The sequence below is a fragment of the Candidatus Aalborgicola defluviihabitans genome (assembly GCF_016705985.1).
Taxonomy (GTDB): domain Bacteria; phylum Pseudomonadota; class Gammaproteobacteria; order Burkholderiales; family Burkholderiaceae_C; genus Allorhodoferax; species Allorhodoferax defluviihabitans.
In genome coordinates this window covers 151,986-163,777 of sequence record NZ_JADJKN010000024.1, presented here as the reverse complement: position 1 = coordinate 163,777, position 11,792 = coordinate 151,986, and the positions used below count along the sequence as shown (strand labels likewise).

At 59.2% G+C, this 11,792-nt stretch carries 16 protein-coding genes; 12 read left to right on the top strand and 4 right to left on the bottom strand.

Annotated features, from left to right (window positions below; all coding sequences use genetic code 11):
• Positions 1-2 precede the first annotated feature (2 nt).
• The gene (gene hutH / locus IPI80_RS19585; protein ID WP_413862778.1) at positions 3-1,544 is read left to right on the top strand and encodes a histidine ammonia-lyase; all 1,542 of its coding nucleotides are present in this window, start codon (positions 3-5) and stop codon (positions 1,542-1,544) included.
• Positions 1,545-1,735: 191 nt separating this feature from the next.
• A complete protein-coding gene (locus IPI80_RS19580; RefSeq protein WP_413862777.1) occupies positions 1,736-1,912 on the top strand; it encodes a hypothetical protein in 177 nt (58 codons plus the stop codon).
• Here IPI80_RS19580 and IPI80_RS19575 read toward each other — a convergent pair.
• Genes IPI80_RS19575 through IPI80_RS19565 form a run of 3 tightly spaced genes read right to left on the bottom strand, consistent with a single transcriptional unit; the run spans position 1,866 to position 4,934 of the window.
• Positions 1,866-3,236: a Y-family DNA polymerase gene (locus tag IPI80_RS19575; protein WP_413862776.1), complete on the bottom strand. Its 1,371-nt coding sequence runs from the start codon at positions 3,234-3,236 to the stop codon at positions 1,866-1,868. The two genes, IPI80_RS19580 and IPI80_RS19575, sit on opposite strands and share 47 nt — an antisense overlap.
• On the bottom strand, positions 3,205-3,927 hold the full coding sequence (gene imuA / locus IPI80_RS19570) for a translesion DNA synthesis-associated protein ImuA (protein WP_413862775.1): 723 nt from the start codon (positions 3,925-3,927) through the stop codon (positions 3,205-3,207). Before imuA ends, IPI80_RS19575 begins: the two co-directional genes overlap by 32 nt.
• The gene (locus IPI80_RS19565; RefSeq protein ID WP_413862774.1) at positions 3,924-4,934 is read right to left on the bottom strand and encodes an integron integrase; all 1,011 of its coding nucleotides are present in this window, start codon (positions 4,932-4,934) and stop codon (positions 3,924-3,926) included. The genes imuA and IPI80_RS19565 overlap by 4 nt, the downstream gene beginning before the upstream one ends.
• Between IPI80_RS19565 and IPI80_RS19560 the strand changes: the two genes are divergently transcribed.
• From IPI80_RS19560 to IPI80_RS19550, 3 genes are all read left to right on the top strand, one after another.
• Positions 4,908-5,441, top strand: coding sequence for a hypothetical protein (locus IPI80_RS19560; protein ID WP_413862773.1), 534 nt, complete (start codon positions 4,908-4,910; stop codon positions 5,439-5,441). The two genes, IPI80_RS19565 and IPI80_RS19560, sit on opposite strands and share 27 nt — an antisense overlap.
• A gap of 184 nt (positions 5,442-5,625) precedes the next feature.
• Complete coding sequence (locus IPI80_RS19555; RefSeq protein WP_413862772.1) at positions 5,626-7,179, top strand: IS1182 family transposase; 1,554 nt, start codon at positions 5,626-5,628, stop codon at positions 7,177-7,179.
• Between the two features lie 162 nt (positions 7,180-7,341).
• Positions 7,342-7,686, top strand: coding sequence for a DUF3592 domain-containing protein (locus IPI80_RS19550; protein ID WP_413862771.1), 345 nt, complete (start codon positions 7,342-7,344; stop codon positions 7,684-7,686).
• A gap of 452 nt (positions 7,687-8,138) precedes the next feature.
• On the opposite strand, the gene IPI80_RS19545 is transcribed toward IPI80_RS19550, so the two are convergent.
• Entirely contained in the window at positions 8,139-8,444 is a 306-nt protein-coding gene (locus IPI80_RS19545) for a hypothetical protein (RefSeq protein WP_413862770.1), read from the bottom strand.
• A gap of 140 nt (positions 8,445-8,584) precedes the next feature.
• Here IPI80_RS19545 and IPI80_RS19540 point away from each other — a divergent pair, with 140 nt between their 5' ends.
• From IPI80_RS19540 to IPI80_RS19510, 7 genes are all read left to right on the top strand, one after another.
• Complete coding sequence (locus tag IPI80_RS19540; RefSeq protein ID WP_413862769.1) at positions 8,585-8,809, top strand: addiction module protein; 225 nt, start codon at positions 8,585-8,587, stop codon at positions 8,807-8,809.
• On the top strand, positions 8,806-9,099 hold the full coding sequence (locus IPI80_RS19535; protein WP_413862768.1) for a type II toxin-antitoxin system RelE/ParE family toxin: 294 nt from the start codon (positions 8,806-8,808) through the stop codon (positions 9,097-9,099). Before IPI80_RS19540 ends, IPI80_RS19535 begins: the two co-directional genes overlap by 4 nt.
• A gap of 77 nt (positions 9,100-9,176) precedes the next feature.
• The gene (locus tag IPI80_RS19530) at positions 9,177-9,410 is read left to right on the top strand and encodes an addiction module protein (RefSeq protein ID WP_413862767.1); all 234 of its coding nucleotides are present in this window, start codon (positions 9,177-9,179) and stop codon (positions 9,408-9,410) included.
• Positions 9,395-9,532, top strand: coding sequence for a hypothetical protein (locus IPI80_RS19525; RefSeq protein WP_413862766.1), 138 nt, complete (start codon positions 9,395-9,397; stop codon positions 9,530-9,532). Before IPI80_RS19530 ends, IPI80_RS19525 begins: the two co-directional genes overlap by 16 nt.
• Positions 9,533-9,794: 262 nt before the next feature.
• A complete protein-coding gene (locus IPI80_RS19520) occupies positions 9,795-10,184 on the top strand; it encodes a cupin domain-containing protein (RefSeq protein WP_413862765.1) in 390 nt (129 codons plus the stop codon).
• A 137-nt stretch (positions 10,185-10,321) separates the two neighbouring features.
• Positions 10,322-10,684, top strand: a complete 363-nt coding sequence (locus tag IPI80_RS19515) for a GFA family protein (protein WP_413862764.1) — start codon at positions 10,322-10,324, stop codon at positions 10,682-10,684.
• Between the two features lie 302 nt (positions 10,685-10,986).
• Complete coding sequence (locus IPI80_RS19510) at positions 10,987-11,787, top strand: class I SAM-dependent methyltransferase (RefSeq protein WP_413862763.1); 801 nt, start codon at positions 10,987-10,989, stop codon at positions 11,785-11,787.
• Positions 11,788-11,792: the final 5 nt, after the last annotated feature.

Sequence of the window (11,792 nt, the reverse complement as noted above, 5' to 3'; positions counted from 1 at the left end):
ATATGACCACCATCCACCCCGGCCAATTGACCTTGGCGCAGCTGCGCACGCTTCACGCCACACCCACCCCGCTCACGCTGGACCCCGCAGCCTATGTCGGCATTCGCGCCAGTGCTGCCCTGGTGCACCAAGCGGCCGAAGGCGGCGCCGCTGTGTACGGCGTCAACACCGGCTTTGGCAAGCTGGCCAACCAGCGCATTGCCAAGCCGGATCTGGAAACATTGCAGCTCAACCTGCTGCGCTCGCACGCGGTGGGCGTGGGCGAGCCGATGTCCGAACCCGTGGTGCGCCTGGTTTTGCTGATGAAGGCCGCCAGCCTGGCGCGGGGTTATTCGGGTATCCGCGAGCTGGTGATTGACCGCCTGTTTGCGTTTTACAACCTCGGCATCACGCCCGTCATTCCGTGCCAGGGTTCGGTTGGTGCGTCGGGCGATTTGGCACCGCTGGCCCATTTGTGCCTGCCGCTGATTGGCGAGGGCGAAGTGTTTTACGGTGGCGCGCGCATGCCCGCCGCAACCGCCTTGCAGCACGCCAAGCTGGAGTCGATTCGCCTGGGCGCCAAAGAAGGGCTGGCGCTGATCAACGGCACCCAGGTCTCCACCGCGCTGGCGATTGACGCGCTGTTTGCCACCGAACGCCTGTTTGAAGCGGCGGTGATCTCGGGCGCTGTCACGCTGGACGCAGCGCGCGGCAGCGACGGCCCGTTTGACCCGCGCATCCACGCCGTGCGCGGCCAGTTGGGGCAAATGGCCTGCGCGGCGGCCTACCGGGCGCTGACAGCGGGTAGCGCCATCCGCCAATCGCACCTGGTGGGCGACGACCGCGTGCAAGATCCCTACTGCCTGCGCTGCCAGCCGCAGGTCATGGGCGCCTGCCTGGACCAGATGCGCTACGCCACCGACATCCTGATGCGCGAGGCCAACGCCGTGACCGACAACCCGCTGGTGTTTGCGGATACCGATACTTTACTTTCAGGCGGCAACTTCCACGCCGAGCCGGTGGCCCTGGTGGCCGATGCGCTGGCGGTGGTGATTGCCGAAATTGGCGCCATCACCGAGCGGCGCATTGCCATGCTGGTGGACACCGTGGTGTCGCGCCTGCCCGCGTTTTTGACGCCCGAAGCGGGGCTCAATTCGGGCTTCATGATCGTGCACGTCACGGCGGCGGCGCTGGCGTCTGAGAACAAATCCCTGGCGCACCCCGCCAGTGTGGACAGCCTGCCCACATCCGCCAACCAGGAAGACCATGTGAGCATGGCCACCTTTGCCGCGCGGCGCCTGCAGCCCATGCTGCGCAACACCGAGTACATCGTGGCCATTGAGTTGCTGGCCGCCGCCCAGGGCATTGAGTTTTTGCGCCCGCTGCAAAGCTCGCAAGCGCTGGAAGGCATTTTGCAACTGGTGCGCTCGGTATCGCCGGCCATGATGGTGGACCGCAGCCTGGCACCCGACATGGAGCAGGTGCGTGCGCTGATCACCCAAGGCCGCATCGGCCTGGCCGGAGCGGCGGCCATCCACGAACTTACCGCCCTGCGCTTGGGCTAGGGTTAGGGTTAGGGTTAGGGTTAGGGTTAGGGTTAGGTGGTGGCCAATTTGCGGCAATAAGTCACAAATTCGAACTTTATTGCCGACGGCCATGCCTGCGTGTGCGCCAAATGGGCCGCCTTGGGGTGTAATTCCGGCGTGAGACAGTTTGCTCACAGAAGCAAACGTCACATTGCAACGGAGGAAACCCCATGAGTACCATTGACATTGGCATCGCTGCCAAACCCGAATTCAACCGCATTCCGAGCGCACCTATTGCCGCACGCCCGATTGTGGTGGCCCCTGCCCGCGTGGCAGATGACGGTTTTTACGTGGGTTCGGTCAAGATCGAACCGGTAGCGCCCAGCCGTGTCCTAACGCCCGCCTAGGCAAACAGCCCGTGCAGGTACCAGCGGGCGGCACCCAAACGGTCGCAATACACCCAGACCAGCCCGGCACCGGGCTGCGCGCCACGTAATAGTCCCGCAGGGCGGCACGCCCTTCCAACCAGCCAGCCTCCAGGCGCTGCGGACCTGCCAGCAGGGCTAATGGGCCTTGGTATTGCGGCAGGCCCTGCTGCACGCCCAAACGCTGGGGCTGGGCCAGCAGCCAGGTCGGGTACAACGCGCCTTGCTCCGGTTCTTGATGATCCATTTGGCCTCTAGCCCTCGTCAAAGCTACGTAAGCAGCTCCTGATTTAGTAGCATTTTCCAGCACACCCCAGCGTTGCATGTGCTCGGGCCGGTGGTCGGCCTGCAGGTGCACGCTACGCACCTGCTCAGCGCCCAAGCGCGCACCCAGGCGCTCCAGCAACTGGTGCAGGCTGTCGCCGTGGCGCACGTCTTCGGGCAGCAGGCTTATGCTCTCGCCGGCCAACGCCTGGGTCTGCAGGGAGCGCATGCGCAGGTGCAAAACCGGTGCCGGCAAAGTCACGCGCGCCAACTGCTCGGCCAGCAGGCGCGCCAGGTGGGCCATATCTTGTGTGGGTTGGGCGGTGCGCAACTCCAGACGCCCCTGCGAGCCACTGCCGCGCCGTGCGTCCAGCTCCCACACCAGCTCCAGTGCCAGCACACCGCGCTGGCGGGCCCGCAGCCACACCTGCAGTTGCGCCAGCAGGCGGCGCGCACCAAACAGCAAGGCCGGCGCCGATTCCACACTGGCCAGCAGCTCCAGCGGGGCGTCAAACACATCGGGCAGGGTCAGCCAGGGGTAGACCTCGGGGCGTTGGCCATACGCACGGTCCAGCGCATCCACCAGCTCCGCGCCAAACCGGCGCACCAGGCCACCACGTGGCAGCGCCCGCAATTGCCCCCAGGTGGAAAGACCCAAGCGTGCCAGTGTGGGCAGATGGGGGCGCGCCGCTGCCAGGGTGGCCAGGGGCAAGGCGTCAGCGGCCAGATCACACGCCGCATGGTGGCCCGACAGAGCACCCGACTGCTGGCACTGCAGCCGCGCAAACGCTATTAAAGAAGTAGCGCCTTGCGTACATTCCACGAGGGCTGCAGCCCAATTTGGCTTAAGGATTTTGGCCAACAAAGCATCCACACCACCAAACAACCGCTGGCTGGCGGAGACTTCCAGCAGCAAGGCGTCTTCGAGGCGCGCCACCAGGGGCGTGAATTGCAGCGCCCACCAGGCCCAGGCGCTGGTGGCGTCGGTCAACACCGGCGCATCAAGCGCATCAGACGCAGGCTGCAGTGCGATCCAGTGCATGGCCCATTTCCCTCTGGCTGGCTGCCAGCAAGCGCACCAAGCGGGCCGGGCGCGCCGCCAGGTGCAGGGTGTGCGGTAGCGGCGGCCCGCGCCGTTTAAGGGCGCGCACCGCCAGCGCGTCCATGTGATCGGGCTGATTTGGCTGGCGGCTTGCAGGCCCCACCCACAGGCGCAACACAGCGGGGGAGGAATCGGCCTGCGCCTGTTCGGGGCGCAGCACAAACAGCAGCTTGTTGAATTCGGCGGCGGCAATTTGCAGGCGGCGCAACTGCTCGGCGCGCACCGGGTGCAGCCAGGCCACCACGGCGTCCACATCGGCGCAGCGCAAGGCCTGCTCGGTGGCCCACAGGCGCTGTGCGCTGGCCGGCTCTGCTACCCACAGCAGACGGTGCAGCATCAGCCCCTGCGCCTGCAGCGCCGGGCCAAAGGGTGCCAGCGGCGCACCCACCAGCACCACCGCCCCGCTGCCACAGCGCGCCAGGGCCGGCAACAGCAGGCGCCATTCGCTGTGCACACCGGGAGGCTGCAACACCTCGGTCAGCGCGCCCAGCGGCCAGCCGCCACCGGGCAACTGCGCGTCCAGCACCGCATCGCCCGTGGCCAGCACCCGCGCCGGCGCGCCGGCCAGCGCATCGGCCTGCCAGACATCGGCGTGGAGGCTGGCAACCGCACTATTGCGCAAGGCGTTCATGGGGCTTGCGCCAAGAGGGCATCCAGCGGGCTGCTGGTGCCGCCAGCGGCCACCTTGAGCACGTGGGTGTAAATCATGGTGGTGCTCACATCGCTGTGGCCCAGCAGTTCTTGCACGGTGCGGATGTCGGTGCCCGATTGCAGCAAGTGGGTGGCAAAGGAGTGGCGCAGGGTGTGGACGGAGACCGGTTTGGCAATACCCGCCAGCGCCACGGCTTTCTTCAGTGCCCTCTGCACCCGGTCTTCATACAAATGGTGGCGCCGCTCTACCCCGCTGCGGGGATCGACGGACAGCGTGGGCGACGGGAACAACCAGAACCATGCCCATGTGTAGCCGACTTGGGGGTACTTGCTGTCTAGCGCATGCGGCACTTCTACCCCACCACGCTGCGCCTGGCGATCATGCTCCCATTGGCTGCGTGCGGCCAACAACTGCAGGCGCAACGGTGCCGCCAGTGAGCGGGGCAACATCACTACCCGGTCTTTGCCCCCCTTGGCGTCACGCACAATGATGACGTGGCGGTCAAAATCGACATCTTTGATGCGCAGGCGCATGCCTTCCATCAGCCGCATACCGGTGCCGTAAAGCAGGCGGGCCATCAGCGCGGCGGGGCCGTCCATGTGCGCCAGTAGCCCAGCCACTTCGTCTTTGGTCAACACACTGGGAATGCGGCGCTTTTGCGTAGGACGGTTAACGTCATTGAGCCACGGCAAATCGACGTTCAACACGTGACGGTAGAGAAACAACAGGGCACTAAGCGCCTGGTTGTGTGTGGATGCCGAGACCTTGCGCTCGGTCGCGAGCATGGTCAAGAAGGCCTCAACCCCGGGCGCGCCGATGTCACGCGGGTGCCGCATTGAGCCGCCACGCCCCGACCACCTGATGAAAAAGCGCACCCAATAGACGTAGACCTGCTCAGTACTGAGGCTATAGTGCAGGTACCGGATGCGCTCCCGCAATTGATCCAACAAACGCGCTGAATGCAGTGGTGGAGCGTCGGGTTTCATGGAAAATTTATAGCTGTTGTTTTATACAGTATATATGTCAACAAACCATATCGCAAGCCCTTTTCAAGAGACTTCTGCTTCCAGCTTATGGAGCATGGGCCAACTTCTAGAGCAGGTTTTGCTCTGGACATTACGTTAGCCCGCTCGCCTGAATTGAGCGTATTGATGCACTTCTTCAAAATGTTTGGCCGAGCAATTGCATTCACCTTGTGCGCGTGTGTCATTTCGTACATGGCTGCAGCGTTTCTCAACACGACCGCTTATGCATGGCCACTTGTAGAACGTATGCCTCATCCGATTGTCGATGCCGCAGGGAGAGTTCTTCTCGTAGTCTTCTGGCCTCTTCTACCAAGCGGCGTGCACGAGCAAGAGGAAATGCTCGAACTCCTCTTGGTGTGGGTCTTTTCTGGTTTGGCGCTCTTGCCAATCGCTGCGTTGGTGATTTCTGTTTGGTTCACTGCTCGACGCAGCCGCTCGTCATCTAATCAAACCGCTGAAGCACAATGAAGCAAACAGCATATCGCCGCAGCCTAACTAGTCGGCCCAAGCGGACACGCAGCAGCAGGATGCCGCTGCGCGCCTATGGCCTCCAACGTTGAGGCTGTAAAAAAACCTCTCCCACTGGCATTTTTCGTCTACCCCTGCGTGGCCTAAGACGTTGTGTTTACATCCCCAACGCTCCGCGCAAAACATGGCCCGCTACAAACCCCAGGACCGCAACAGCATGCTGCTTGCAGTCGTGTTGTCTGAACAAATTGTCCCCGGCAGTTTCGCCTTCGCACTGGACTACCTCGTAGACAACGAACTCGATCTCAAAGCCATGGATGCCAAGTTCAAGAACGATGAAGTCGGAGCCAGTGCCTACGATCCCCGCGTCATGCTCAAGATTGTCCTGCTGGCCTACAGCCAGGGCCTGATCTCCAGCCGCACCATCGAAACCGCGTGCCAACGCAACGTCCAGTTCATCGCCATCAGTGGCGACAGCCAACCCAGCCACGCCCACATCGCCAAGTTCGTCTGCAGCCTTAGCGACCAAATCAAACCCCTGTTCAGCCAAGTCCTGATGACCTGCGATGCCCAAGGTTTGATCGGACGCGAGATGTTCGCCATTGACGGAGTCAAGCTCCCCAGTAATGCCAGTAAAGAGCGCAGTGGCACCCATGAAGAATTGCGCCACCGCGCCGATCGGTTGGAGAAGGCAGCCGACAAAATACTGGCCCTGCACCAAACCCAAGACAAACAAGGCCTGGAACAGACGCAGGTACTAGAGCCCAAACGCCAAACCCAGATGGACGCCCTGCGCAAAGAAGCAGCACGCACCCGGGAATTCCTGAGCACCACGCCCAAACGTATAGGTAGCAAAGGCAAAGAACTCAAATCCAATGTCACAGACCCTCAGAGTGCCAAGATGGCCACCAGCAAAGGCGTCATGCAAGGCTACGCGGCACAGGCCGCTGTTGACAGTGCACACCAGATCATCATTGCAGCCGACGTCATTGGTTCAGGTTCCGAGCAAGCCATGCTGCTGCCCATGATTGAGCAGGCTAGTCCCTATCGCACACCAGATACCTTGGTCACCGCAGATGCGGGTTACCACAGTGATGCCAACATCGCGCAGCTGATGGCGCAAGGCATTCCTGCAATGGTTGCAGACAACCAAATGCGATACCGCGATGAGCGCTTTGCGGAGCAGGACAAATACAAAGGCAAGCCCGACCCGCTGTCTGAGAAAAAGGCCACCGGGCAAGAGCAAGAAGTCAAACGCTTTGGCCCCAAGGACTTCAGCTTTAACGACAACAACACGGCCACGTGTCCTGCGGGGAAATTGATGACTAGTGCTGGCACGATCTACCTCTCATCAAGAGGTTTGCACTACCAAACGTACACCGCCAAAGAGATCGACTGCAATGCCTGTGCGCTGAGTGGGCAATGCCTCAAAGGCCCAATCAAACCGAACTACGGACGTGGTCGTCAGGTCACCCGCTTTGTGCCCAAGCCCAAAGACACCGCAAACCCAAGCGAGCGCATGCGCCAAGCCATCGATTCGCCCAAGGGACGCCAGCTATACAGCCAGCGCTTTGGCACCGTGGAGCCGGTGTTTGCCAACATCCGGCACAACAAGCGCCTGACGCGGCTGAACCACCGAGGACGCACCAAGGTCAACACGCAGTGGAACCTGTACTGCATGGTGCACAACATTGAGAAGCTGTCCAAGACGGGCATGGGGCAGCACAAAACGCAATAGGGTGGAAATGAGGCCCTAGAACCGTCAATAGGCGCGAAACGGATCCAAAATGCGGCACACTTTGTAGATGGACACAAAATTCATGAAAACTGATCCGCGAAGCGAGTGCAGCCGAAATGGCGCGCGTGGAAATCGGGTTTTTTTACAGCCTCGTTAAAAGGCATGGACTACCGACTTTGGTTTGCGGCGATTGGCTTTGCTTCCGTCCTGGCGATGTGGGGCTTCCATCGTTTTGGTCGGACGAAGGCCAACGAACATCTGCAGGCGCGGGGTGTTTTGGTTGAAGGTGAGGTCCTAAAATGCAATGTTCAGGGAAGCCGCTTCATCTGGACCGAAATTACTTTCACGTACGCTCCTGAGGGAGGTCAACCCCCAGTCACGGTAACTCGCAAGCTTGACGGTCGTGTTCTGCTGGAGGCGGGGCAGCGTGTACCGGTTCGCTACTTGCGTTCTCATCCGAAGGTCTCGATTCTGGTGGGATATGAAAAGCGTCATGATGCCTGTTAACAAGTCAATCGACACGGTCCCACAACAGCAGGAGGCGGCTCCGCCGCAAGTGTTGGTGGTCCGGTCATTTTTACGTTAAACATGATCGAGGCAAACCCGTACTGGACACAGTTGGAGGTGGATCTGGCCGACACTTCGGGGATCATCGTTCCGAAAGGCGAGGATGAAGCCGCGTACTTTGAACGCCTACGTATGGGCATTCGCCAGCACGCAACCGCTGCAGATCGAGTGTCGGCTACTGTCGTTGAGCCTGGATTTCGGCATAGGGAACTTGGCACCAAAATTTCTGGTTTCTCCTTGCGATGACTGAAGGTTATTGGCTGGTGTTTGAACCGGACGAGCGCGAGTACTATTGTTTCTGGGGTACTGACCGAAACAATTTGGGAGCATTTGGCGTTTGTGGAAATCCTCTATATTGCTGGTGGGACTGAAATTGTTTAACAGGTTGCTCGTCACGGACATACAGCCGAAGGTTGCCGCTTTGCGGCTTGTGCTGCACGCCGGACAGCGCAAACGTTAGAGCGCTTGAACTCGATGCGCGAACCGCTGTCGCTGATATGCACGTCGTATTCAGGCGCAATCATGCCCTCTGGCACTTCGTCGAAATCCGGAGAAAGCGCCATGTATTCCAGTGTGTTGTACATGTACATCATTTCGCACCGCACTACGATTACCCGTCCCATGACGGCGCGTGCTGTTTCTGGGTCGCGTTCCACAAGCTGGCGGCTCATGGCAAATCGTCCAATTCGTCTGTTCATCGCTTTTCTCCGTGGCTGCAACCGCGCTCTAACCCGGCGGTCGAGGTCGCGCCTTTGGCGCTGGACGCTTCGCCCGCAAGCCGGCTCGCGCCCCTCACCTCTACGTTAAAGCCGTCCCCGTTCAGTGATACGATCTTGCCATGACCACAACCGCTATCGAACAATCTGTACTCGGCTTGCCCAAGTCAGAGCGCGCGCATTTGGTGCATTTGTTGCTAGATAGCCTAGATGCACCGTCGGAACCTGATATTCAGGATATCTGGCTGAATGAGGCGCGTCGTCGCGCGGAGGATATTGACGCAGGGAGAGTCAAGCTCGTGAGTGGCGAGCAACTTGAGCGTCAAGTTCAGGCGCTTTTTAAGTGAGCTATTGGCTTCATCCCGAGGCCGCCGAAGAACACAAAAGCCAGGTCGCGCACTATGAAGAAATTCAAGTGGGGTTGGGAAAGCGGTACCACATCGAATTTCAAAATGTTTTGGCTTGGGTTTGTGCGTCGCCTGATCGCTCACGCATTGTTCTTGCCCCGGATATTCGACGTGCAATGTTCAAGGTTTTTCACTTTGACCTCGTCTACCGCGAAGTCGATGGCTCAGTTCAAGTGTTGGCCATCGCCCACCATCGTCGCCAGCCAGGCTATTGGGTCGCACGGCTTTAACTGGTTGATCAACCCGGCTTTCGCGGGTCATCATCAACGTTAACGCGTATCAAAGCGTCCGTGGTAATCTACATCCCATGAACCAAATTTCTGTTGCCGATATTTTGGAACTGCCTGTGCAGGAGCGCATTCAGCTCGTTGAAGTGATTTGGGAAAGCATTGCTGCCTTCCCTAATGCCATTGAGGTTTCACCCGAGCTAAAGACCGAACTCAAAGAGCGCTTGGCCGATTTTGAGTGCAACCCAGAGGCGGGATATTCCTGGGATCAAGTAAAGGCACATTTGAAAAGCGGTTCGTGGCGTACCGCCTGAAGTTTTCCGGTCGGGCCGTTCGCGAAATCGGCGAAGCGTTCGATTGGTATGAAGAAAAAAGCAAAGGGCTCGGCTCTGAATTTGAGTTGGCTTTTGAGCTTCAACTTAAACGCCTTGAGTAGGTTCCGCTTTTGTACGCGGAAATTGTCCCGGGAGTACGCCGCACACTCTTGCCACGGTTTCCGTATGGCGTGTTCTACACGGTCAAGAATGATCTTGTTCACGTTTTGGCCGTAATTCACAATGTGCGCAATCCGAAGCGTTGGCCACATGTACATGCCCGTTAACCGGTCATTCCATCGGATGGCTACGCCACCCGCTGAATTTCAACGTTAGGTCACACAAACCCGCTTTCCTGCCACCGAGTGATCGAAAGGATGCTCTATGACCACACAAGGCTTTGTCGCCTCGCACGCTGAAGGTGCCACGTTCGAACGAGGGCTACGCTCCTTCTACGAGTACCGCGATCTCGGAATTAAGAACGCTACAAGTGGGCGCGTCGACGCTCATATCATCCGAGCGGCAGCCGGAAAAGAGTTCTCCAGTCAACCGCATCGTCACAAAACCGAGTTCCAACTCGTGTACGTCCTCAAGGGCTGGATCGAATTCGAATACGAAGGTCAAGGTGTTGTCCGTCTCGAGGCAGGTTCATGTGTCCACCAGCCCCCGAACATTCGCCACCGCGAGCTTGGTCACAGCCCTGACATCGAAATGCTTGAAGTCGTCCTACCTGCCGGCTTTCCTACGGAAGAAGTCCCTTCCGTGCAAGGTTAGCGCGGTCACCAAAAGTGCGGTCTAACGATTAGTGTTTATCTGCCGCGAGGCAAAGTTGGAAGAAACCACGACTACCCCTTTCGGCAAATAAACGCTAATCGTTAGACATCAGAAACAGCCGTCTTGGCGAGGTGCGCATGATCAAGTCCGTCGGCGGTGTTGCCGTCAAAACAAAACACAGGCTCTCCTGCCACTGCGGTACTGTCGTTCTTGAACTTGACCTACCAGATGGCATTGTCAACCCACGCCGATGTGATTGCTCAATTTGTCGCAGAAAGGGTGCAATCGTCGCATCGGTTGTGCTGTCGGGCATCACGGTCATCCAGGGCGAAGATGCGTTGAAGCTCTATCAGTTCAATACGAATGTAGCCAAGCACTACTTCTGCTCCATCTGTGGCATCTACACCATCATCAACGCCGCTCGTTCCCGGATCAGTACGGCTATAACGTTGGCTGCTTGGAAGGCATCAACCCGTTCGATCTCGAGCCAGTGCCGTTGAACGATGGCGTCTACCACCCAGCAGACCGCGCGCAATGAAGAAGGGGCTCTTCCGCATAGTGCCGCAACTGATGCTTAACCCTACCTCAAAGCGGAGCGCCAACGATTGACCACGGAATCCGGCTTCTTTTTCAACCCATCATGGTGCTTCAGTCTGTCGTTGCCTAGCTTGCCGTAAACCGCAACCCATACGGGGCGCGGCTTGCTTGGGACGGGGAAATCACTTTCATTCGTTAGGGCTCTAAAAACTCAACTCGCCTTTGAAAAAAAGACTACGATCGATGTCTACGCACGGAGAACAAGATGGCAGATGAACTGAAACCCAGAACGGCTTCCATCAACGGCAATCTTTGGGGTGCGCACGCACGGGACTGGGCGGAGATTCAAGAAGGACAATGCCGCGCGGTCTACCTGGCCGCTTTCGACCGAGCGGGTTTGGGACCCACTACGACATATCTTGACGTCGGCTGCGGCGCTGGCATGGCCGCCCAAATTGCGGCGGAGCGCGGCGCGAAAGTTGCGGGGCTTGACGCTTCGCCTTCCCTTCTTGCAATTGCAAGAGAACGAGTTCGTACTGCGGAGTTCCTCGTTGGCGAACTTGAGAACCTGCCATTCCCGGACAACACATTCGATTTCGTGACCGGCTTCAATTCATTGCAGTACGCCGGAAATCCAACGATCGCGTTGAAAGAGACGAAACGGGTCGCAAAGCCAGGGGCCTTGGTTCTCATTATGACTTGGGGGGAACCCGCAGGAATGCAAGCTGCGGCCTTGGTAGCCGCGCTTCGCCCATTGATGCCTGCGCCGCCGGCGGGAGCGCCCGGGCCGTTTGCGCTGTCGGATGAATCCGCACTCCGCGCATTCGCCGCCGCGGCCGGTCTTGAGCCCATCGAGATCTTCGATGTAGCCTCACCTTGGAAATACGAAAGTCTGGAAGTCGCGTTACGCGGCCTCCGCTCATCGGGTGTCGCAGCACGTGCCGCCGCAAACTCAAGCGAGGAGTCTGTCAACGCTGCACACGAGGCTGCGCTTCAGCCATTCCGGAACGCGGACCAGGGTTTTGTCATTCAAGCCTCTTTTCGATGTCTGCTTGCCCGTGCCTAGATCAA